General features: G+C 48.8%; 17 protein-coding genes and 2 tRNA genes. 12 read left to right on the top strand and 7 right to left on the bottom strand.

Annotated elements, in window-relative coordinates:
• Positions 1 to 31: 31 nt before the first annotated feature.
• The 3 genes from ACM9J1_RS04060 to serS form a co-directional block, all read right to left on the bottom strand.
• Positions 32 to 352, bottom strand: a complete 321-nt coding sequence (locus ACM9J1_RS04060; protein WP_415580659.1) for a DUF4286 family protein — start codon at positions 350 to 352, stop codon at positions 32 to 34.
• Positions 353 to 355: 3 nt separating this feature from the next.
• Positions 356 to 2,134: a tetratricopeptide repeat protein gene (locus ACM9J1_RS04055; protein WP_415580658.1), complete on the bottom strand. Its 1,779-nt coding sequence runs from the start codon at positions 2,132 to 2,134 to the stop codon at positions 356 to 358.
• A gap of 76 nt (positions 2,135 to 2,210) precedes the next feature.
• Positions 2,211 to 3,482 carry a serine--tRNA ligase gene (gene serS, locus ACM9J1_RS04050; RefSeq protein WP_415580657.1) on the bottom strand — a complete coding sequence of 424 codons (1,272 nt, stop codon included), beginning with the start codon at positions 3,480 to 3,482 and terminating at the stop codon, positions 2,211 to 2,213.
• A 599-nt stretch (positions 3,483 to 4,081) separates the two neighbouring features.
• Here serS and ACM9J1_RS04045 point away from each other — a divergent pair.
• The 10 genes from ACM9J1_RS04045 to ACM9J1_RS04000 all read left to right on the top strand — a co-directional run bounded on the left by ACM9J1_RS04045 (position 4,082) and on the right by ACM9J1_RS04000 (position 13,736).
• Positions 4,082 to 5,992, top strand: a complete 1,911-nt coding sequence (locus ACM9J1_RS04045) for a M1 family aminopeptidase (RefSeq protein ID WP_415580656.1) — start codon at positions 4,082 to 4,084, stop codon at positions 5,990 to 5,992.
• 131 nt (positions 5,993 to 6,123) lie between these two features.
• Complete coding sequence (rseP, locus tag ACM9J1_RS04040) at positions 6,124 to 7,467, top strand: RIP metalloprotease RseP (RefSeq protein WP_415580655.1); 1,344 nt, start codon at positions 6,124 to 6,126, stop codon at positions 7,465 to 7,467.
• Positions 7,468 to 7,550: 83 nt separating this feature from the next.
• Positions 7,551 to 7,624: transfer RNA gene (locus tag ACM9J1_RS04035), tRNA-Asn, on the top strand.
• A 36-nt stretch (positions 7,625 to 7,660) separates the two neighbouring features.
• Positions 7,661 to 7,735, top strand: a tRNA-Arg gene (locus ACM9J1_RS04030).
• Positions 7,736 to 7,985: 250 nt separating this feature from the next.
• Positions 7,986 to 8,408, top strand: coding sequence for a hypothetical protein (locus ACM9J1_RS04025; RefSeq protein WP_415580653.1), 423 nt, complete (start codon positions 7,986 to 7,988; stop codon positions 8,406 to 8,408).
• Between the two features lie 143 nt (positions 8,409 to 8,551).
• Positions 8,552 to 10,591: a M13 family metallopeptidase gene (locus ACM9J1_RS04020; RefSeq protein WP_415580652.1), complete on the top strand. Its 2,040-nt coding sequence runs from the start codon at positions 8,552 to 8,554 to the stop codon at positions 10,589 to 10,591.
• Between the two features lie 122 nt (positions 10,592 to 10,713).
• Positions 10,714 to 11,013: a hypothetical protein gene (locus tag ACM9J1_RS04015; RefSeq protein WP_415580651.1), complete on the top strand. Its 300-nt coding sequence runs from the start codon at positions 10,714 to 10,716 to the stop codon at positions 11,011 to 11,013.
• A 317-nt stretch (positions 11,014 to 11,330) separates the two neighbouring features.
• Entirely contained in the window at positions 11,331 to 11,630 is a 300-nt protein-coding gene (locus ACM9J1_RS04010; RefSeq protein ID WP_415580650.1) for a hypothetical protein, read from the top strand.
• A 262-nt stretch (positions 11,631 to 11,892) separates the two neighbouring features.
• A complete protein-coding gene (locus ACM9J1_RS04005) occupies positions 11,893 to 13,215 on the top strand; it encodes an ammonium transporter (protein ID WP_415580997.1) in 1,323 nt (440 codons plus the stop codon).
• Between the two features lie 29 nt (positions 13,216 to 13,244).
• Positions 13,245 to 13,736 (top strand): nuclear transport factor 2 family protein, encoded by a 492-nt coding sequence (locus ACM9J1_RS04000; RefSeq protein ID WP_415580649.1) that lies wholly within the window; start codon positions 13,245 to 13,247, stop codon positions 13,734 to 13,736.
• On the opposite strand, the gene ACM9J1_RS03995 is transcribed toward ACM9J1_RS04000, so the two are convergent.
• A complete protein-coding gene (locus ACM9J1_RS03995; protein WP_415580648.1) occupies positions 13,737 to 14,678 on the bottom strand; it encodes an L-threonine 3-dehydrogenase in 942 nt (313 codons plus the stop codon).
• 138 nt (positions 14,679 to 14,816) lie between these two features.
• Here ACM9J1_RS03995 and ACM9J1_RS03990 point away from each other — a divergent pair, with 138 nt between their 5' ends.
• Positions 14,817 to 15,470 carry a hypothetical protein gene (locus ACM9J1_RS03990; protein WP_415580647.1) on the top strand — a complete coding sequence of 218 codons (654 nt, stop codon included), beginning with the start codon at positions 14,817 to 14,819 and terminating at the stop codon, positions 15,468 to 15,470.
• A gap of 2 nt (positions 15,471 to 15,472) precedes the next feature.
• Positions 15,473 to 18,832, top strand: coding sequence for a transcription-repair coupling factor (mfd, locus tag ACM9J1_RS03985; RefSeq protein ID WP_415580646.1), 3,360 nt, complete (start codon positions 15,473 to 15,475; stop codon positions 18,830 to 18,832).
• 45 nt (positions 18,833 to 18,877) lie between these two features.
• On the opposite strand, the gene ACM9J1_RS03980 is transcribed toward mfd, so the two are convergent.
• From ACM9J1_RS03980 to ACM9J1_RS03970, 3 genes are all read right to left on the bottom strand, one after another.
• The gene (locus ACM9J1_RS03980) at positions 18,878 to 21,055 is read right to left on the bottom strand and encodes a M12 family metallo-peptidase (RefSeq protein WP_415580645.1); all 2,178 of its coding nucleotides are present in this window, start codon (positions 21,053 to 21,055) and stop codon (positions 18,878 to 18,880) included.
• A gap of 89 nt (positions 21,056 to 21,144) precedes the next feature.
• Complete coding sequence (locus ACM9J1_RS03975) at positions 21,145 to 21,504, bottom strand: YraN family protein (protein WP_415580644.1); 360 nt, start codon at positions 21,502 to 21,504, stop codon at positions 21,145 to 21,147.
• Between the two features lie 12 nt (positions 21,505 to 21,516).
• Complete coding sequence (locus ACM9J1_RS03970) at positions 21,517 to 22,413, bottom strand: S66 peptidase family protein (RefSeq protein ID WP_415580643.1); 897 nt, start codon at positions 22,411 to 22,413, stop codon at positions 21,517 to 21,519.
• Between the last annotated feature and the right edge of the window lie 103 nt (positions 22,414 to 22,516).

Genomic DNA, 22,516 nt, shown 5'->3' with positions numbered 1-22,516 from the left:
TACAGTGGTCTTTCCACTTTTCGACTTTCAACTATACTGCTTTATGATCGCTGATGAACTGCAACTCCGTCCTGAACGACACGACGTGGTCGCCGAATTTCCCGCGGGTTTTGGCGCGCAAACGCTCGGCGTCTTCTTCGTAGTAACGGTCAAGCATGGCTTTGCTTTCGGTGTAGAATTGCACGGAATACGTCGTGCCGCCCATGTCTTCCTCGACGAGAACCTTGACCAGTCTGGCTTTGATGAATTTACCGGTGGCAATCATTTCAGGGATGTGTTCGTGTTGCATCCAGTGCAACCATTGGTCATGGAAGCCGTCGGCGATGTTCGAAGTGACGTTGTAGATAATCATTGTTTAAGTGTTTTTGTCGCCGCGTAACTGCCTGAACGCATTGCGGGCGTCGGTAAAATAAATGCTGTCCTGATGTTCGAAAATGATCTTTTCGTATCGCGATTTCGCCTTTTCCGGGTCGGCGAGTTTCTTCTCGTACAATTGCCCCGAGAAATACAAGGCTTCGTCTGTGTAAATGCCCTCGGCGTGCTGTTCGATGATGGCTTCGTATTGGGCAAGCGCGGCTGGGTAATTCCCGAGTTTTTCCTCGGTCTGTCCGATTTTGAGCATCGTCGCCGCTTCGATTTCGTTGCCTTTGTCTTCTACAAGGATTTTTTTGAACGCGGCCAACGCTTCGCCGGTTTTGTTCTTGTACAGCAAATAATCGGCACGCGCGAATTTCTTGAGAGCAACCTGCGTGGAATCAGCGGCAGTGTTGTCTGAAATCAACAGGAAATACTGCATGGCATCATTGGCGATGAGTTCCGAAGATGCCGATTTCAACTCCTGGAATTGTTTCTGCGCCCACTCGAAATCGCCTTTGAAATAACTGGTCTTGGCCGACTTGAGACTGGCTTCATGACCCACGGCATCGTTCTTCAAATCTTCCTCGATTTGCGAATAATTGAGCAGCGCCTGATTGAATTTTTCTTCGTACAGGAAAATATCGGCAAGCTCCATCTTGACGTCGGCACGCTCAAACTTGCTCAGGTTCAACTCCAGCGCTTCTTTTAGAATGCTCTTGGCCTTCTCCGGATTGTTCAGGTTGAACGTCAGGAATTGCGCCTGCAGGATTTGCAGTTTGAGCGAATACTGGCTTACCATGAATTCGTCGAGCAGTTTCTGCAGGTCGGCTTCGATGGCTTTGTAATCTTTCTCCTGGGCATTTTTGATGCGCATGTCCATCAAATAGTAATGCGCCTGTACGAGCAATTCCAGATCGTTCGTGTTCTCGAGCACGAAACCGAGAATTTCCTTGGCGGTTTCCTCTTCGCCTTCGGTAATAGCCAATTGCCCGAGGTTGACAATGTTGGAGAATGTTTCAGGATTGCGTTTGTAAATCGCTTTCTCTTGTATGAATGCCTTGGCGTAATCTTTTTGCTGGACGAAATACCAACTCAGGAATTGGTTCCAGAAAATGTCCTGTCCTTTCTGGGCGCGAAGCAACAACGCCTTACGGAGCGAATCGTTGAAATTGACATCGACTTCCTCGGTCATGAAACGCGACAATTGGTTTTGGATCATGACCATACTGTTCGGGTTGGCGTAGGCTTCGTCAAGGAACGTCGAAATCATCATCTCGGAATTGCCCAATTGGCCGTAGAGCAACGCCACCTGATAGTTGAAATTGAATTTCGGCTCCAGCTCCTTGCCTAGTTTGTAGGCGTTGAGTGCATAATCGAGTAGCACACGCCGTTCGAAAACCGCTGCAATGCCGAAGACTTCATTTGGATTCTTGCGGATCGCATCAATGGCTTGGTCGTAGTATTTCTTGGCTTTGTCTTCGTCTTTCTGCAGGTGGAAATTGTAGCCCAATTCTACCAGCAGTTGGCCCTGCCGGTATCTGTCGTAGCGTTCCTGGATCGCTTTGGCCGCTTTGTCGTACTGTTGCAATTGCTGATACGATTCAATCAAACGTTGGAAATAATACCCGTTGGAAGGTTGTTGGACCAACAATTCCTGATAACTGATGAGCGCTTTTTCGAAATCGCCCTTGTCGAAATAGTTCTGGGCGAGCTGCTCGTTCTGCGCGGAAACCGTCAGCGAAAACAAAAATGCAACAAGGAAAAATGCCTTTTTCATATCAAAAACAAACTGCCACTAAAGTAAACCTTTTGTGGCAGATAGTATGGTTATTCGGGAAAGATTAACGAACCCTTTAATCGATGATGTCGAAACCGCAATACGGACGCAAAACTTCCGGGATGACAATGCCTTCCGGCGTCTGGTAATTCTCGATGATGCCGGCCAAAACGCGCGGCAACGCCAATGAACTTCCGTTAAGTGTGTGCGCCAGCTGGTTTTTGCCGTCTTTGTCGCGGTAACGCAATTTCAAGCGGTTGGACTGGAATGTCTCGAAATTCGATACCGATGAAATCTCCAGCCAACGGTCTTGCGCAGTCGAGAACACTTCGAAGTCATACGTCAAGGCCGATGCAAATCCCATATCACCGCCACACAAACGCAGCACGCGGTATGGCAATTTCAATTCGTCGAGGATTGATTTGACATGTTCCACCATGCCATCGAGCGCCGCATAAGAGTTCTCCGGTTTTTCAATGCGGACGATTTCGACCTTATCAAACTGGTGCAAACGGTTGAGGCCACGCACATGCGATCCATAAGAACCGGCTTCGCGACGGAAACATGGCGTATAACCCGTAGCCAATACCGGCAGTTCGTTTTCGGACAAAATCACGTCTCGCCAAAGATTCGTGACCGGGACTTCGGCCGTCGGGATCAGATAAAGATCGTCGATGCCCACGTGGTACATCTGGCCTTCCTTGTCGGGCAATTGGCCCGTGCCGTAACCCGAGGCTTCGTTCACCAAATGCGGCACCTGGAATTCCTGGTAACCGGCGGCGGTGTTCTTGTCGAGGAAATACGAAATGAGCGCGCGTTGCAACCTCGCGCCCTTTCCTTTGTAAACCGGGAAACCTGCGCCGGTAATTTTTACCCCGAGTTCAAAATCGATGATGTCATATTTCTTGACCAATTCCCAGTGCGGCTGCGCGCCATCGTGCAAAGCCGGAATCTCGCCGGACTGGAAAACGGTCAGGTTGTCTTCGGGCGTTTTGCCTTCCGGAACGATATCGGCCGGTGTGTTCGGGAGTGTGTACAATTTCTGGGTGAGTTCCTGCGCCAACGCATCGCCTTTCTCTGAAAGCTGCTTGCTTTGTTCCTTGAACTGCGCCGTTTTTTCCTTCAGGATTTCTGCTTTGGCTTTTTCGCCCGATTTCATCAGCTCGCCAATCTCGCGCGATAACTTGTTGGATTCCGACAAAATGTTGTCGAGCGCCACCTGCGTGGCACGGCGCGCTTCATCGAGTTTTAAGACGTCGGCCACTGCCTCGGTGGCGTCGATGTTCCTTTTGGCCAAAGCCTGAATGACTTTCTCCTGATTTTCCCGGATGACGGATAGCTGTAACATGGCGTTAAATTTTGAGTGGCAAATGTAAGGAAATGTGGTGAAAGACTAAAGAGCAAAGTCAAAAGTCGAAAGACCAAAGACATCTGACTAAGGTGGCACTTGGGATTTATATTTTAAAAAAACATGCGGGTTTTCCACAACGGTAATTTTTGAGGCGTGTTATCTTCGGGTAATGGGACGGGGGCAATGGAACTCCCCTAAGAAAATAATGACAACCGTAGGTGCGGGAATACCGGAAATTATCTTAAATAGTCGAAAGTCGAAAAGGCTTCAGGCTTAAATCAGAATTAAGAAAAAGTATAGATTTCCCGCAGCCACAATTTTCAGGAAACCGTATCTTCGGGCAATGGGACGGGGGCAATGGAACTCCCCTAAAAAATAACGGCAAAAGCGGTTACGGGAATGCCGTAAATATTGTTAAAGTGAAAAGACACGCCCGTCGCAATCGTGAATCAGAAAAATAATCGGCTGAAGCACTCAAATTCACAACTCCTTAAAAATTAAACACTTTTCGTTAGAATAAATCGGCCCTTAACAATTGTTTCGTGCTTTTATCGCTATATTTGGGCGCAAAAATTTAAAGATTCAACAAAACCCAAATGAAGAACTTTTACCTGCTAGCTACCCTACTGGCGTTTTCCGGAACTTTCGGACAGGTTACCGATGTAGAACGCATCGCCGAATCGGAAATGAAATCGTCTGCATCGCTGATGAGCGTTGCGGTAAACCCGAACACGCAAAACTACGACGTCACGTACCACAAACTGGAATTGACCGTTAATCCGGCGCAGCCTTCGGGCCAATTGACCGGAAAAGTGACCACGACTTTCACCGCGCTGAACAACATGACGTCGGTGGTGTTTGATTTCAACAACGACCTGACGGTAAGTTCCGTTAAAAAAGGCGCGACCACCCTGACTTTTACCCAAAGTGCGACCGAATTGTCCATCAATCTGGGCGGCACGCAAACCGCCGGCACATCGGCTACCGTTGAAATCACGTATTCGGGCGTTCCGCAATCCAACGAAAATGCTTATGTCCGGACAACGCACAACGGGCAGCCCATCATCTGGACCTTGTCTGAGCCTTTCGGCGCCCGCGATTGGTGGCCGTGCAAGCAGGATTTGAACGACAAGATCGAATCCATCGACGTTTACATTACGGCACCGTCGCAATACACATCGGTATCCAACGGCGTGCAAATGGGAACGACCACCAGCGGCAGCAACAAAACGACACATTTCCACCACGGTTTCCCGATTCCGGCTTATTTGGTGGCTTTCGCCGTGAGCAACTACAACACTTACACGATTCAGGCGGGCACCGCGCCCAACACATTCCCGATCGTCAACTATATTTATCCTGAGGATTTTGCTTCCGCGCAAAGTGAAGTTCAGGAAACCGTTGCCATCATGGATTTGTTTGAAAGCCTGTTTGAAACCTATCCGTACCACGAAGAAAAATATGGCCATTGCCAGTTTAGCGGCGGCGGCGGCATGGAACACACGACGGTTTCATTCATGGACGGTTTTGACCGACAGCTCATCGCACACGAACTCGGCCACCAGTGGTTTGGCGACAAAATTACCTGCGGCACTTGGAAAGACATCTGGCTCAACGAAGGTTTTGCCACTTACCTTGCGATGCTGGTCTATGAAAACATCGACGGCGTGGATACGTTCATCGGATACAAATTCAACGTCGTGGAATTCATCACCTCGCAACCCGGCGGCGCGGTTTATTTGACCGATTCCGAAGCACTCAATTCAGGTCGCATTTTCAGCAGCCGTCTGAGCTACAACAAAGGCGCGATGGTCTTGGAAATGTTGCGCTGGAAATTGGGCGATGCCGTATTCTTCCAGGCCATCAAGAATTATTTGGCCGACCCGAACCTGGCCTTCAAATACGCTGTAACCGCAGACCTGAAAGCACATCTTGAAGCCGCTTATGGCCAAAGCTTGACTGAATTCTTCAACGATTGGGTGTACAACCAGGGCTATCCGATGTACGACATCACGGTTCAGGGCACGAGCGGACAAGTCACCGTGACCATCAACCAATCGCAATCGCATGCGTCGGTCGATTATTTTGAAATGCCTGTGCCGATCCGTTTTTATGGAATCGGCGGCCAAGTGCTCGACGTGACGTTGGACAATACGTTCAACGGCGAAACCTTCCAAGTAAATGTACCGTTTACGATCCAGAGTTTTGACTTTGATCCAGATGTTCATTTGATTTCCAAAAACAATTCGACGTCTTTGGGCACAACGCCAGTGAGCGAGTTGGCACGCGTGAAATTGTTCCCGAACCCGTCGGCTGCTTCGCTACAATTGTCGTTGCCTTCGGGCGTGTCGTTGAAAAGCGCCGTGTTCCACAACCAACTGGGGCAAGTGGTTTTAAAAACCGACGACCAAACCACTTGGGATGTATCCAAACTGGCTACGGGCGTACATTTCGTGACGCTCGAAACCGATGCTGGTTCGCGAACCCTGAAGTTCATCAAAGAATAAAACAGGCGGGCATTGTCCCGCTTTTTTTTGCAGTAATGGTTGCGCGGGTACAATTAACATAGTTTTAATTGGCCCAACATCATATCTAAGCAGAATAATGTACTTTTGTCCGTCGAATTTAATATTGAAAAATGGAGATTGCCATCAAACTCGCCCAATTCATCCTGAGCCTTTCTTTGCTCATTGTACTGCACGAATTGGGACATTTCATCCCTGCCAGATTGTTCAAGACGCGCATCGAGAAATTTTATTTGTTCTTCGATGTGAAATTCTCGTTGCTCAAAAAGAAAATCGGTGAAACCGAATACGGCATCGGCTGGCTGCCGTTGGGCGGTTACGTGAAAATTGCGGGTATGATCGACGAAAGCATGGACAAAGAGCAAATGGCCTTGCCGCCGCAACCGTGGGAATTCCGCTCGAAACCGGCCTGGCAGCGTTTGATCATTATGCTCGGCGGCGTGATCGTGAACTTCATTTTGGCTTTTCTGATTTACATCGGGATGACGTTTGTTTACGGTGATTCTTACATCGCCAACAAAGACGTGACCGACGGCGTTTGGGTAGCGAACCCCGTGGTCAAGAAAACGGGGTTGCAGACAGGCGATAAAATTATCTCGGTAAACGGTGTTCCAACAGACCGTTTCGAAGATGTAAACATCCAGTTGATGCTCGCCGAAGACATTCTCGTAGAACGTAACGGAAAACAAGAAACCATCCACGTGCCGCATGATTTCGTTGGGCAACTGCTCGGCGGTAAGAAACAATCCATCGTTGAATTCCGCGTGCCGTTCATCGTTAGTGAAATCGGGAACGATTCGCCGAACAAAGATGTATTCAAATCAAAAGACATCATCACCAGTTTCAACAACGCGCCCACCAAGTATGCCGACCAGGTTTTGGACCAACTCGAAAGCCTAAAAGGCAAAACGGTTCCGGCAACGGTAAAACGCGACGGAAAAGAAATTGCCGTGTCTGTCAAAGTCACGGACAGCGCGAAATTGGGCTTGGTCTATGCCGGAAGATTGCCGTACAGCAACATGGAAAAATTAGGGCTTTACAAAGTCACGCGCGAACAATATGGCTTTTTCGAATCGTTCCCTGTCGGGATTGCGAAAGGCGCCGATCAAGTATCAGGTTACTGGCAACAACTCAAGGCCATTTTCACGCCATCCACCGGCGCGTACAAAGGCGTTGGCGGCTTCAAGGCCATCTTTGACATTTTCCCTGAACAATGGAGCTGGGAAGCGTTCTGGTCTATCACGGCCTTGCTTTCCATCATGTTGGGCGTCATGAACCTCTTGCCGATTCCGGTGCTCGATGGCGGACACGTCTTGTTCTTGTTGTTCGAAATCATCACCAGACGCAAGCCGAGCGACAAGTTTATGGAGTACGCGCAAATCACCGGTTTTATCATCTTACTGGCGCTGGTATTGTTTGCAAACGGCAACGATATTTACCGTGCGATTACCCGCTAAGAAAATTTTGAATTTTTGGGATAAAATATTTGCGAAAAGAAAAAATCGCACTATATTTGCCCCGCTTTAAAAGGCATACGCCTTCCTCCTTAGCTCAGTTGGTTAGAGCATCTGACTGTTAATCAGAGGGTCCTTGGTTCGAGCCCAAGAGGGGGAGCATAAAAGCCACTTGCAAAAGTGGCTTTTTTTTATCGGCCTCGTAGTTCAACGGATAGAATAGATGTTTCCTAAACATTTGATCCAAGTTCGATTCTTGGCGAGGCTACCAAGCTGCACTACGGTGTGGCTTTTTTTATGGGCGTTGCCTATGGCCCGGGCTGACCGCTGTATCTTTTGCGCGATTTGAGAATCACTCCATCCAAGTCGCGCCACCATTATACAAATCGCGCAAAAGGATGCCGCTTCCATCCCTAACGCGTCCCAGCCGCAGCTGCAGGTTTCAAAACTTTAACACCCGACCTATGCCGCGCAGGCACGGTGTTTGGAAACCGCCAAATCGTTATCCTAAATCTTAAATCATGAAAACGCTTAATTGTCTTGTCATCGGCGTCTTGATGTCAACCTCCTTTTCTTTTGCACAAGTTTCGGTAAATGTCAATGTGGGCATTCCGGCCTGGGGCGTGCCGGTCACTACCGAAAGATATTATTACTTGCCGGACATCGAAACCTATTACGACATTCCATCGCGCGAATATGTATACCTCCACAATGGGCTGTGGGTTCGGTCGGCTGCCGTGCCGGTCGTGTACAGGCAATATGATTTCCACCGCGGGCGTAAAATCGTCATCACAGATTATCGGGGCAACGCGCCTTATGCCTTCTACAACATTCATCGCGTGAAATACGTCCCCGGACCGCACCGGATATACGCGCGGGAAAAGCACCATCACAAATACAAACATGGCCACGGAAAAGCACACAAGCGTGGCCACCGTCACTAACAGAATGCCGTCATATACTGACGGCTCTTTTATTTTGTAACAAATTCCCCGATGCCGCTACAAAGTATTGTCCAGCAAGGGTTATTTGCTATATTTGGCCCTGATTTACTGCAGACAATCAATAATTAACAACCTGATACACGATGAAAAAAAACACGTTGAGACTTCCGATTTTGGCCGCCGCCTTTTTAATGGTTTACGCTTGCGGAAAAAATGAAAAATCGGAAGAACTCATCTCCGGTATTACCGTGAAAAACATGGACACGCTGGTGAAACCCGGCGATAATTTCGACGCATACGTGAACGGCGCCTGGATCAAGAACAACCAGATTCCGGCCGACAAGGCATCGTTCGGCAACTTCGACATCCTGCAAGACAAAGCCGAAGAAAATGTAAAGGCCATTATCGAAGCTTCGGCGAAAGGCGATTTTGCGGACGGCTCAAATGAGCAAAAAATCGGTGATTTCTACGCTTCCTACATGGACATCAAAGCCCGCGACGCCAAAGGCATTACACCGCTCGAAGGCGAAATGAAAGCCATCGACGCCATTAAGGACTACAACGAACTGGCTGCGTATTTTGGCAAGGCGAACCAAACCGGTTTGTCAATTCCTTTCGGGGTGTTCGTCACCGAAGATTTTAAAGATCCAACCAAGTACATGCTGGCTACCTGGCAAAGCGGCATCGGGCTTCCGGAGCGCGAATACTACTTGCTGACCGACGCCAAATCCAAGGAAATCCGCGACAAATATGTAGCGCACATCGCCAAGATGTTCGAGCTGTGCAACCTGCCGGACGCTGCCGCATCGGCCCAGAAAATCATGGCGCTTGAAACGGCCATCGCCACACGGCACATGAAAAAAGAAGACACGCGCAACACGCCTGCCTTGTACAACAAATACGCGATTGCAGACTTGGGCAAACTCATGCCTTCATTCGGTTGGGCGGCAATGCTCCAAAATGCCAACATTCCGGCATCTGAGAAAAACATCGTCATTACGCAGGTTGACTATATGAAATCTGTTGACGCACTCATCAAATCCACGCCAATCGACACTTGGAAGACGTATCTGAAATGGAGTCTGATCGATCAAAACGCATCGAACCTGACTGCTGCGCTCGACAAACAAAATTTCGAATTCTTCGGCAAAGTCATCAGCGGAACAACCGAACAACGCCCAATGTGGCGCCGCGCCGTCAATGCCGTCAATGGCAACCTGGGCGAAATCGTGGGCGAAGTCTATGTGAAGAAGCACTTCAAACCGGAAGCCAAGGAACGCATGGAAAAACTGGTTAAAAACCTGCTCAAGGCTTATGAAGCCAGCATCAAGGAATTGACTTGGATGACGCCGGAAACCAAAAAAGAAGCGTTGAACAAGTTGTCTAAATTCATGCTCAAGATCGGCTACCCTGACAAATGGCGTGATTATTCCGCGCTTAAAGTCGTGAAAGGCGATTTGTACGGCAACATGACGCGTTCAACGGCTTTTGAGTACAACCGGCAATTGAACAAACTCGGCAAACCTGTTGACCGTGGCGAATGGGGCATGACACCGCAAACCGTGAACGCCTATTACAACCCGGCGCTGAATGAAATCGTATTCCCAGCCGCAATTTTGCAGCCGCCATTCTTTGACATGAATGCAGACGATGCCGTGAATTATGGTGCCATTGGCGCTGTGATCGGGCATGAGATCGGACACGGTTTTGACGACCAGGGTAGCGCTTTTGACGGCAACGGCGTACTGCGCAACTGGTGGACACCGAAAGATACGGAAGCCTTCAAACAAAGAACTTCCGCGTTGGTGTCGCAATACAGCGCATTCAAGGCTTTTCCTGACCTTAACGTAAACGGCGCTTACACTTTGGGCGAAAACATCGGCGATTTGGGCGGCTTGACCATTGCAGTGAAAGCCTACAAAATGAGCCTGAATGGCAAAGAAGCACCAAAAATGGATGGCTTTACCGGCTTGCAACGTTTGTTCATCGGGTTCGCGCAAGCCTTTCAGGAAAAACAACGTCCTGAAGCGCTCCGCAACCAGATTGCGTCCGATCCGCATTCACCGGCGCACTTCCGGGTGAACGGTACGGTAAGGAATGTTCCGGAGTTCTATGAAGCATTCAACGTGAAACCGGGCGATTCGCTTTACATTGCGCCGGACCAACGCGTGAAGATCTGGTAACGTCCGATTAAGAGAAAAATAAAACCCTGCCATTCGCGGGGTTTTTTATTGTCAAGTATTTCCTAACGCCGGCAGCGCTTTGGGTTTTTTGATGTAAATTAGAAAGCCAAACAACTAAACCTATGGAAGAAAATTTCAACGCAATCGCACGTGCATTGCAAGAGGCCGGACTTCAGGCTTCGGCCGAAGACGCCGCTGGAAAACCTGTAGATTTCAAGATTACACCATATTCATTGAACACCAAATTGAGCTTTCGGTTTTCGAACCTGACTGAGTTCAAGGCATTTTTGGGCCTAACTGACGCGAGTCGGGAAGAAGAGCGTTTGGCGAAAATACAGTCCGCGTTCATGGATTTAGGGCTGAACCCGGAAGAATTTTTCTATGTCAATTTCTTTGAAAAAGGCAAAGAACTCGAGATGTAGTATGAAAAATGCTGCATAAGCCTATCACGGACGTGTGTTCGACAGCTATGAAATGACCTTTCCAAAATGTTATTCCATAGTGGGTTCTTACTCGCATGCAGACTTGTAACCAGTCTGATGGATTGAGATTTTAGGACTTCAACCCACAATTTGGGATTGTCCAAACTCTTTCTCAGACAGTCGTCACGTGCATTTTACAGAATTGCCACGATGGGATTGAAAATTCCGCTGACAATCGTGTAACGCGTTTGGTACGGAAAAAGCCTTACTTTGACAGTCCAAAAATAAAGAATGCACCGCTTCTTAATTGTCAAATGATGAACATCCGCAACGCCATTCCGGAAAATCCTTACTTCCACATCCACGATCAAAGGGTCGATATTTTCTATCGGAAGAATGCTTGCAGCGTGCCCATCAAAAAAATCAGGAAAATATACCTTTCGAAAAAGAAATTCGGAAACTGGGTTACGATTACCCGCGCGGCGCTTCTCCTTCCGGACAATGGCTATAAATTCCACATCGCTACCGACGAGAAAGAAATTATCTTCCCCGTCAAATCTTTCGAAAAGCAACATTTTGTGCAGTTGATTTCCTGGATCAGGAATCATGCAACCTAAGCAAACGGCTCAATATCAATTTATTGATTTGCATTCTTCGTCTGAATCGTCTTTTTTCATTACGGCATTCTGCACAGAAAACGTTTTCGGAATTTATTTTTTACAAAAATCAACTCCACCCCTATTTTTTTAAGCCTTTGAGCATAAATTAATGACTTTCATTCGCTATTTTAGTCCGAAATAATAGGGTATGACAACGAAAATCATTAAAAAAGAGAAGCGATGGGCTGTTGCATTTACCTTTTTAGCGATAATCTCCATCATGGGTGTTTTTTGGACGCCCAGCACAATCGACCTTGCGATGTTCAACGCTTCCGATACCATCAACGGTGGCGACGTCGCTTGGATTCTTACGGCGTCTTCTATGGTGTTGTTTATGACGCCTGGCCTGTCCTTTTTTTACGGCGGCATGGTCGGCAAAAAGAACGTCATCTCGACCATGTTGCAAAGCTTTATCTGTTTGGGTGTCGTCACTTTGCTTTGGGTGACTGTCGCGTTTAGCTTGGCTTTCGGCGAACCTGTTGGCGTGAATCTGACGGAAGGTTTTTATAGTTTCTTCGGCAATCCGGGTACATTCACTTTCATGGACAACGTCGGGCTGCTGCCGCACAAGCAACTCGCGCCTACAATTCCGTTCTTGCTCTTCGCGTTATTCCAGATGAAGTTCGCCGTCATCACGCCAGCCATCATTACGGGTTCATTCGCCGAGCGCGTCCGGTTCATTTCGTTTTTGCTGTTCATTTGCTTGTTCACGATTTTCATTTACGCGCCACTTTGCCACTGGGTTTGGTACCCGACAGGATTTCTTGGCAGCTACTTCGGCGTCAAGGATTTTGCGGGCGGAACCGTTGTACACATGAGCGCAGGTTTCGCGGCATTGGCCGGTGTATTGGTCTTGGGCAAGCGCAAGAATGCCAACCACATTCCCACGAACATCCCTTTTGTATTGCTCGGAACCGGCATGCTCTGGTTTGGCTGGTTCGGGTTCAACGCGGGCTCTGCATTGGCCGCGAACGGCACGGCTGCAATGGCATTCGCAACGACCACAACGGCTTCGGCGGCCGCCATGCTGGCTTGGTTGTTTTTTGACAAACTCAACGGGAGAAAAGCCTCGGCGCTTGGTGCCTGCGTGGGCGCCGTCGTCGGGTTGGTGGCCATCACGCCGGCAGCCGGATACGTTTCCATCCCCGAAAGCATGTTCTTCGGGTTCAGCACCGCTATTGTTTCCAACCTAGTCCTGTACGCGCCATTCATGAAGAAAATCGACGACACGCTCGACGTTTTCGCCTGCCACGGCGTGGGCGGCATCATGGGCATGATCCTGACGGCCATTTTTGCGCACGGTGAAAACGCCAGTCTGCTACACGGCGGCTGGCTGGTTTTTGCGCACCATTTGACCGCGCTCGTCGTGGTTTCGGTGTTTACTTTTTTTGGCGCGCTCGTACTCTTCAAATTGACCAACGCCATTATTCCGTTACGGGTTTCGGCCGAATCCGAGCAAAAAGGGCTCGATTTGTCACAGCACGGCGAAAGTCTCGAGCAAATCAAGAACGAACCTTTGGGCATCGCCAACCTGATGAAATAGGATTTTTGTACATTTACGAAAAGCCAATCATGAAAAAACTCGTTCTCCTGTTGCTTGTCGTTACGTCGGCCATCGCACAACAACCTGACCCAGATAAAGCCGCAATAAAAGCTACGCTCGATTTGTGGCACAAAGCAGCCGCCGAAGCCCAGTTCAAACCATATTTCGCCCTGATGACAGACGATGCCGTATTCATCGGGACAGACGCCACCGAAAACTGGCAACTCGACGCGTTCAAGGCATTCGCGAAACCGTATTTCGACAAAGGCAAGGCGTGGAACTTTACGGTCATCGAACGAAATATCTATCTCAGTCCTGCTAAGGATTTCGCTTGGTTCGATGAATTGCTCGACACCCAGATGAAGATTTGCCGCGGCTCAGGCGTACTCAAAAAGGTAAATGGTCAATGGCGGATTGCGCATTACGTGCTGTCGATGACCGTACCGAATGACAATGTCGACGCCGTCATCAAACTCAAGAAAGCCTTTGACGACGATTTGCTCAAAAAACTAAAGCCGTAACTATTTCGAGAGGTTTTCCAACATCACTTTGGTCATTTCCTGCAGGTCGAATTCGTGCTTCCAACCCCAGTCTTTCCGCGCCGACGAATCATCGATGCTTGCCGGCCAACTGTCGGCGATTTGTTGGCGGAAATCCGGCTTGTAAGTGATTGCAAAATCCGGGATGTGTTTCTTGATTTCGGCTGCGATTTCCTTCGGCGTGAAACTGATGCCGGACAAATTATACGACGAGCGGATCTTGATGTTTTCGGCGGGCGCCTGCATGATTTCAATCGTAGCGCGGATGGCGTCGTCCATGTACATCATCGGCAGCGCCGTTTCTTCGGAAAGGAAACATTCGTACTTGCCGTCCTCTAGGGCTTTGTGGTAAATGTCCACGGCGTAATCTGTCGTGCCGCCGCCGGGTGGCGTGGTCCAACTGATCAAGCCCGGATAACGGATGCTGCGTACATCGACCCCAAAAATATGGTTGTAATATTCGCACCAACGTTCACCGGCCTGTTTGCTGATGCCATAAACCGTAGATGGCTCGGCGATGGTGTATTGCGGCGTGTTGTGCTTTGGTGTCGTCGGGCCGAAAACGGCGATGCTCGACGGCCAGAAAATCTTCTTGATCTTGCCCGCTTTGGCCAGATTCAAGACATGGAAAAGTGAATTCATGTTCAGATCCCACGCGAACGCCGGGTTTTTTTCAGCGGTAGCAGACAAGAGCGCGGCCATCAAATACACCTCATCGATGTCATATTGTTCAATCAGATGTTGAATCTGGTTGTAATCAAGGGCATTCACGACTTCGAACGGTCCGGAATTTACCACGTCGTTGTTGAGTTTTCTGATGTCTGAAGCGATGACGTTCTCGACGCCGTAGATTTTGCGGAGTTTGTGGGTAAGTTCGGTCCCGATTTGTCCGCAGGCGCCAATGATAAGGATTCTGGTTGACATGTTGTGTTGTTTGGGCCACAAATATAACGTTTTCGTAGCGCAAATTCCGACCGCGGATTAACAAATAATTGTCAGGCGGATTTCCATATTTACCCGAACGGATTTGTAACTTTGCGCCCGAGGTTAATCCACTTTCCCATGAAGCGTTCGCCATTGTTGCTCCTGCTTTTAGCGCTGGTCTTGTTCTCCTGCAGTGACGACGAGAAGCGCCAGGCCGAAATTGCGCGCGACCTGAAAAAACAGGAAGCCGTGTTCAAGACCGTGAGCCAAGCCTGGAATTTTAACACCGGGCCGGTAAACGAAACCTCATCGACGTTGTTCAAATCCTGGAACGAATGGCGCGTACTGATGAACGAAATGGCGCAGAAGCCTAAAAGTACGATCGGCGCGTTCCGGACCAAAGCCAAAACGATGTCCGCCAAAGCAGGCGAACTCACCAACACGGTTCCAGGGCAGTTCAATCGTCCGGAAATCAAAAGCCGCGTGTCGGTACTGCAAACCAAGATCAACGCGCTGAATCTTTACATCAACTTGGGCGACATTCCAGATCAAAAAGTCGTAGCGCTTATCGGCGACATCAATACCGAAATCCGGGCGCTGCAAAGCCAAATGGGCGAAATCGTACGGCGCAGTCAAATCCCGATTGAAGAAGGAGAAGCCGACATGTTGCGCATGCTCGACACCGCGCGCGCCATCCCGAACACGCCTGCGCCCGAGGCCGCTCCCAAACCCATGACCAAGGAAGACAAAATGCGTCGCCGTGCCGCGATGATGGATTTAATCAAGAAGTAAGTTTGAGCAAGGCCGCCATTTTCAGCCAATACGACCGCCATCCTAAAATCGGGCAACTTGCCGCGAAACTGCAGCGGCGCGACAGTAAAACCCACGTCAAGGGATTGCTGGGTTCTTCGCTGTCGTTTGCCGTGAAAGCCGTTTTCGGACAGTGCGAATTGCCGTTTTTACTGGTGTTCAACGACAAGGAAGAAGCCGCCTATTACCTCAATGACCTGGAAATGCTCATCGGCGAAAACGATGTGTTGTTTTATCCAGGTTCGTATCGGCGTCCGTACCAGCTTGAAGAAACAGACAACGCCAACATCCTCTTGCGCGCCGAAGTCCTGAACCGCATCAATTCCCGGAAAAAACCCGCCGTCATCGTCACCTATGTCGATGCCATTTTCGAGAAAGTCATCACCCGGAAAGAACTCGAGAAAAACACCTTGAAGGTTTCCGTCGGCGACCAGATTTCGATTGATTTCATCAACGAAGTGCTGCACGAATACGAGTTCCGGCGTGTCGATTTCATTACGGAACCGGGCGAATTCTCGGTGCGCGGCGGCATCATCGACGTGTTTTCTTTTTCTAACGACAACCCTTACCGTATCGAATTTTTCGGTAACGAGGTGGATTCCATCCGGACGTTCGATGTGGAGACGCAGCTGTCTGTCGAAAAACAGAAAAAAATCACGATCATCCCGAACGTGGAGAACAAATTCTTTCGCGACAAACGGGAAAGTTTCCTGGAATACATCAGCAAAGACACGGTCATTTTCCTGAAAGACACCGAACTTTTGCTGACGCAACTGGACAAATTATTCGAGAAAGCGTCGGAATCTTTCGAAAAGCTGGAAGCCACCATCAAACACGTACAACCCAGCGAATTGTTTCTGGACCGCACCCATTTCACGAGCGAAGCCAGCCGTTTTGCCATCGCCGAAATCGGATCAAAAGCCTATTTCACACCTGAGGAAACGATTACGTTCAACATCCAGCCACAGCCTTCTTTCAACAAACAATTCGATTTGCTCCTGAACAATCTGAGCGAGAACAAAGCCTCGGGCATCAGGAATTATCTTTGTTGTTCGAACGAGACGCAGGCCAAGCGGTTCCACGACATTTTCCAATCGTTGGATGAGGAAAACCACGAAGACATCCGCAAGCAATATGACACGATCGTGCTGCCGTTGTACCAAGGTTTCATCGACCTGGACAGCCGAATCGCCTGTTATACCGACCACCAGATTTTTGAGCGCTACCACAAGTTCAGCATCAAGAACGGCTATGCGAAAAAACAGGCCATCACGCTCAAGGAACTCAATACGCTGCAGGTTGGCGACTATGTGACGCACATTGACCACGGCATCGGGAAATTTGGCGGCTTGCAGAAAATCGAGGTCGAGGGCAAGATGCAGGAAGCCATCAAGCTCGTGTATGCCGACAATGACATCGTGTATGTCAGCATCCATTCGCTCCATAAAATCTCGAAATACAACGGGAAAGACGGTGCGCCGCCGAAAATCTACAAACTGGGTTCCGGCGCGTGGAAAGCGCTCAAGGCGAAAACAAAGGCGCGCGTGCGACACATCGCATTCAACCTGATTCAGCTGTATGCAAAACGACGGCTTGAAAAAGGCTACCAATACCATCCGGACAGTTACCTGCAACTGGAACTGGAATCGTCGTTCATTTACGAAGACACCCCGGACCAGACCAAGGCCACGGCAGAAGTAAAAGCGGACATGGAAAGCGAGCGCCCGATGGATCGATTGGTATGCGGCGACGTCGGGTTCGGAAAGACCGAAGTGGCAATACGCGCGGCATTCAAGGCTGTGGACAACGGCAAACAAGTGGCGATTCTGGTTCCTACGACGATTCTGGCATACCAGCATTTCCGGACATTCTCTGAACGGCTGAAGGAAATGCCCGTGACCATCGGGTATTTGAACCGCTTCCGTACGGCAAAGGAAAAGGCCGAAACGCTCAAGGATTTGGCCGACGGGAAACTCGATATCGTCATCGGGACGCACCAACTCGTCAACAAAAATGTCAAGTTCAAGGATCTAGGCCTGCTGATTGTGGACGAGGAACAGAAGTTCGGCGTGAACGTCAAGGACAAACTCAAGACGATTGCTTCCAACGTGGATACGCTCACTTTGACCGCGACGCCGATTCCCAGGACGTTGCAATTCTCGCTGATGGCTGCGCGCGATTTGTCGGTCATCACCACGCCGCCGCCCAACCGCTACCCGATTGAGACGCACGTTGTCGGGTTCAACGAGGAAACCATACGCGATGCGATATCCTACGAAATCCAACGCAACGGCCAGGTGTTTTTCATCAACAACCGGATCGAGAATATCAAGGAAATTGCAGGGATGATCCAGCGATTGGTTCCCGATGCCCGCGTTGGCGTAGGGCACGGCCAGATGGACGGCAAAAAGCTCGAGGAATTGATGTTGGCTTTCATGAACGGAGAATTCGACGTGCTCGTCGCGACTACCATTATCGAAAGCGGACTGGACGTGCCGAATGCGAATACGATCTTCATCAACAACGCCAATAATTTCGGGCTTTCGGACTTGCACCAGATGCGTGGTCGCGTAGGCCGAAGCAACAAAAAAGCTTTCTGTTATTTCATCACGCCGCCATATTCGGCCATGACCGACGACGCGAGAAAACGCATCCACGCGTTGGAGCAATTCTCTGAACTGGGCAGCGGTTTCAACATCGCGATGAAAGACTTGGAAATTCGCGGTGCCGGAGATTTACTGGGCGGCGAACAGAGTGGTTTCATCAACGAAATCGGGTTTGAGACCTACCAGAAAATCATGAACGAAGCCATAGAGGAATTGAAGGAGAACGAATTCCGCGACCTCTATCACGCCGAGGAAACCGAAGAAACGGAGTTCGTCAAGGACGTGCAGATCGACAGTGACTTTGAATTGCTGTTCCCTGATGAATACATCAACACGGTTTCCGAACGACTGGTTTTGTACAACGAACTCAGTTTAATCAAGGACGAACAATCGCTATTGGAATACGAACAGCGACTTATTGACAGGTTTGGACCGCTGCCGAAACCTGCTGTGGCGCTGCTCAACAGCATCCGCATCAAATGGATCGCGGCCAAGCTCGGCATCGAAAAACTGGTGATGAAACAAGGCAAGTTGATCGGGTATTTCATTTCAGACCAACAATCGGATTTCTATCAATCGCATCGGTTCACCAAGTTGTTGGAATTCGTCCAGAAACACGCAGACCTTTGCCGCATCAAGGAGAAACAAACCGCCAACGGTTTGCGGTTGATGCTCACTTTCGAAAACGTTCGTTCGGTGCGCCGCGCATTGGAAGTGATGCAAATGATGGAGCAATAAAAAAAGCCGCTTTTCGGCGGCTTCTCTCATGCTCGATTGTTTTCTTTACTCTTTTACGATCTTGATGTTGGCTTCTTTTCCGCCGACAAAATTCAGCTTAAAGAAATACGTGCCGGTTGAGAATGCAGAAACATCGACCTTTTTGATCAAACCGTTGTTTTTGCTCTGATACAACAACTGGCCTTGAATGTTATAGACTTTGATGTCTTCCATTTCGGTGTTCGACTCGATGTTAACCGCGCCGTTGGTTGGGTTCGGATAATATGTAAAGTCAATGACGTTGCCGAGTTGGTCGCCGCCGAGACTCTGCAGACAGGTTACGTTGGCCGCGTAGCCGCTTTCCACAACGCCTTGGTCCGAGAAGAAATCCAAAGTCAGTGCGCCGTCATTGGAGAAAGATTCGATTGGGCTAATGATATCAGTTCCAGTGAAGGATCCAATCATTACGTCTTCCGTCCCAATTCCGTTATAAACCGTCAGATAGTCATAGTCTAACTCAAGGTTAAATTGGGTAAAAGCCAACTTGATTTTCTTCTGCGGAAGGTTCGGGATCAATACACGTATGTAACGCTGATTGTTAGTGTAATCGTTATTTACGCCGCCTGTATCCGTGATAACCACTCCGTTACACCAATTCGTCGGCGTTGCAAAAACGGAACTTCTGGACGTAGACTCGGACGCCTCACATATCGGACGCACTTTGACATTGTAAAAAGTGTTGACGGACAACGTGTTTGGTGTGGTATAGGAATTTGTGCTAACCGAGACCCAATTGTCTGTGTTACTTGTAAATGGGGTCACACTTACTTCCCACGAGGCCGCGCTTCCCTGATCATTCCATGTGATTGTTGCTGAGGTCTGCGTTGGAAAAGTTACTGCGATATCGGTAACGGCATTAATACAAGTATTGATGCAGTCTGTGCTGAGACAGCCCGAACTGTTTACAGTATTCACGATAGCCGCTGCCGGCTGCGGTCCAAATCCGTTGTTTAAACCGATTCCAACACCGCCAATTAAGTGGCAATAACTCATAATCGTACCCTTTTCAGATGCACTAGGTATTGGTCCTTCTGCGCAACTCCCTTCATTATATCCTGCCTGGGTACCGCAACCGTCAATCGAAGTGTTGTTCCCGTTCCAAACGCAAGCGTGCGTGTGGCGTGAACCAAGCAAGTGACCGAACTCGTGGGTAACGACTTGTATCGTCCAAGAAAAAGTCGGCACAGTACTAAAACTGAGGTTGACATCGGAATAACTGAAATTATTCTGGCTGCACAACCCATCGATCGTCACCGCGACACCGCCCAAGCCTCCCGGATCGATGCCCACCAACTGGCCTACATCGCCGTCAAAAACCGGCCGCGTGTCGCCAAAAAGATAAAGGTAGTCGGCAGACGAATCGCCTATGCCTTCGTAAATGTCGGGTTCGGTCCAGATGTAAATTGACTTCAGTGACACCGTGATGCCATCATTTTCGTAAAGTGTCTGCACGTTGTTAAATACAGATGTCATCCAATTGGTCGTCTGCGTGGTATCGCTTCCATTTTCCTCGTACAGATTGTAATCTACCTCAAAGTACATGGTCACGCAACGGTCGGTGAGCGCGTTGCGGCCAACATTCGGATCGACATCGTGGGATGCCCCGTCGTCTTTGAACGCACAATTAAAACCACTCATTACACGTAGGTCAGTATCGGAATAGACAATATAATCTGAGGTGTTACCTGGCTTTTGGAGTTTCCCGACCACAACGTTGCCGATTCCATCCGCCGAAATAATCCCATTCAATTCGTTGTTGAAAAAGTTGAACGATACCACTGACGCGTCGTCCCCTTTAACAATACCGCGGTAATAAACACCACGCCGGTAGCTGATATCCTTTGCTTTATCGGTATCGAGATGAAAACCTTGGTTGAATGGATCTGACTGATAGAGTTCGACAATGATGCTCTCGCCCAAATATGGTATTTCAAGCTCTAAGTATTCGTAACGACTAGTGACGATATCGTTCACAGACGCGGTGTTGATTTGTGCCAACGTCGATTTTGTCACCGCACGACTTACTGCATCATCCGCCGGAAGGCTTGTCGGGGTCAGCACGGCGAGACGTTGGAAGGTAGCGCCCATTGCTTTAACCGCTGCGACTTTCCCGGCGACTTTGCGCTGTTGGGAAACGACTGCAAGACTTGTGAAAAGCAACAAAAGGGTAAGGATTCTTTTCATTTTTAAATGTTTGTAATTTTTGATGCCAAATGTAGCAATATTTTGATTTAAACCGGCTTATGATTAACTATTGTTGAACGATTTAACGCCTAAAAATAATAAAACGCATCGGTGATGTGTGTAATCCTGAAACCATTGTTTACCTTATGTACACCAACGATATCAAAACGTACTGACGCATCAATATCACGACTCGTGACGAATGCATTTACGGCCCGGACCAACAATCGGATTTTTTTCGTGTTTACAAATTCTTGCGGCAAGCCGAAATCTGTACCCGAACGCGTTTTAACTTCAACAACCGAAAGCACATTTTCCCTAAGTGCGAGAATGTCGATTTCGGCTTTTTCAAAAACCCAATTCGTTTCCAAAATATCGTACCCTTCTTTGCGGAGGTAATCTGCCGCGAGTTCTTCGCCGAGCCGCCCTAAATCATTGTGTTCGGCCATTTTGGGTTCCGATTATTCAAACGTGATTTTGACTTCGTTGCTGTTCGCGTCGATAGACACTGTTTTACCTAAGATTATCGCGCGGTTATCCTTGATGTGGCCGGCAGGAAAGCCATATATAATTGGGAATTTGTAATCCTTGAGGATGTCTTGGATGATTTCCTGCGCATCCTTTCCCCAAGGAATGTCGTTGTCGTTCATCTCGGTCATGCCGCCGACAACAACCGCCTTGACACCTTCAAACCATCCGTTTCGTTTGAGATTCATCATCATACGATCGATGTGATACAGATACTCGTCCAAGTCTTCGATGAACAGGATTTTGCCCTTGAAATCAATTTGTGATTTTGACCCCATGATGCTGTACAGTACCGATAGGTTTCCACCGACGATTTCGCCTCTCGCTTTTCCGTTCCTATTTTGCTTGTTGGCTGCGATGGTATATTGGAGTGGCTCACCAAACAACGACCGCCGAAGCGATTCCTTGGCTTCTGGCGTGGCCGATTTAGCGCTGACGGCCATCATTGCATGCAAGGTTTCGATGCCCATGTTGTTAATGTGGCTGTGCAATACCGTAACATCACTGAATCCGACGACCCATTTCGGATTCATCCTGAACTTCGTAAAGTCAATCCGATCGATGATTCTCACCGTGCCGTATCCGCCTTTGGCAGCCCAAATCGCCTTTATCGACGGGTTATCGATCATGTCCTGAAAATCAGTGGCGCGGAGCCAATCCGGACCGGCCAATTGGTTTTCTTCTTTGCCGATGCTGCGCCCGATGACCACGTGCAATCCCCAGCTTTCCAAAAGTGCTTTTGCTGGTTCAAGTGTGGATTCATCAATCTTTCTCGCGGTCGCCAAAATAGCAACCGTATCGCCTTTCTTGAGGTATTCAGGTGTAATCATTTTTCGTTGGGCTTGCGTTTTTAAACTGAAACAGCCGAAAAAAAATGTAACGAGCAACAAAAATTTAAGGCCTTTCATCGTGGGTATTTAGTTGAACAAATAT

The organism is Flavobacterium longum, from assembly GCF_965137575.1.
Lineage (GTDB): Bacteria > Bacteroidota > Bacteroidia > Flavobacteriales > Flavobacteriaceae > Flavobacterium > Flavobacterium longum.
The sequence above is the reverse complement of the archived record's forward strand: the minus strand, read 5'-3'. Positions and strand labels throughout refer to the sequence as shown.

Bases quoted from the DNA above. Each gene is read 5' to 3' on its own strand.
- ACM9J1_RS04060 (WP_415580659.1), bottom strand. From the start codon at position 352: ATGATTATCTACAACGTCACTTCGAACATCGCCGACGGCTTCCATGAC.
- ACM9J1_RS04055 (WP_415580658.1), bottom strand. From the start codon at position 2,134: ATGAAAAAGGCATTTTTCCTTGTTGCATTTTTGTTTTCGCTGACGGTT.
- serS (WP_415580657.1), bottom strand. From the start codon at position 3,482: ATGTTACAGCTATCCGTCATCCGGGAAAATCAGGAGAAAGTCATTCAG.
- ACM9J1_RS04045 (WP_415580656.1), top strand. From the start codon at position 4,082: ATGAAGAACTTTTACCTGCTAGCTACCCTACTGGCGTTTTCCGGAACT.
- rseP (WP_415580655.1), top strand. From the start codon at position 6,124: ATGGAGATTGCCATCAAACTCGCCCAATTCATCCTGAGCCTTTCTTTG.
- ACM9J1_RS04025 (WP_415580653.1), top strand. From the start codon at position 7,986: ATGAAAACGCTTAATTGTCTTGTCATCGGCGTCTTGATGTCAACCTCC.
- ACM9J1_RS04020 (WP_415580652.1), top strand. From the start codon at position 8,552: ATGAAAAAAAACACGTTGAGACTTCCGATTTTGGCCGCCGCCTTTTTA.
- ACM9J1_RS04015 (WP_415580651.1), top strand. From the start codon at position 10,714: ATGGAAGAAAATTTCAACGCAATCGCACGTGCATTGCAAGAGGCCGGA.
- ACM9J1_RS04010 (WP_415580650.1), top strand. From the start codon at position 11,331: ATGAACATCCGCAACGCCATTCCGGAAAATCCTTACTTCCACATCCAC.
- ACM9J1_RS04005 (WP_415580997.1), top strand. From the start codon at position 11,893: ATGGGTGTTTTTTGGACGCCCAGCACAATCGACCTTGCGATGTTCAAC.
- ACM9J1_RS04000 (WP_415580649.1), top strand. From the start codon at position 13,245: ATGAAAAAACTCGTTCTCCTGTTGCTTGTCGTTACGTCGGCCATCGCA.
- ACM9J1_RS03995 (WP_415580648.1), bottom strand. From the start codon at position 14,678: ATGTCAACCAGAATCCTTATCATTGGCGCCTGCGGACAAATCGGGACC.
- ACM9J1_RS03990 (WP_415580647.1), top strand. From the start codon at position 14,817: ATGAAGCGTTCGCCATTGTTGCTCCTGCTTTTAGCGCTGGTCTTGTTC.
- ACM9J1_RS03980 (WP_415580645.1), bottom strand. From the start codon at position 21,055: ATGAAAAGAATCCTTACCCTTTTGTTGCTTTTCACAAGTCTTGCAGTC.
- ACM9J1_RS03975 (WP_415580644.1), bottom strand. From the start codon at position 21,504: ATGGCCGAACACAATGATTTAGGGCGGCTCGGCGAAGAACTCGCGGCA.
- ACM9J1_RS03970 (WP_415580643.1), bottom strand. From the start codon at position 22,413: ATGATTACACCTGAATACCTCAAGAAAGGCGATACGGTTGCTATTTTG.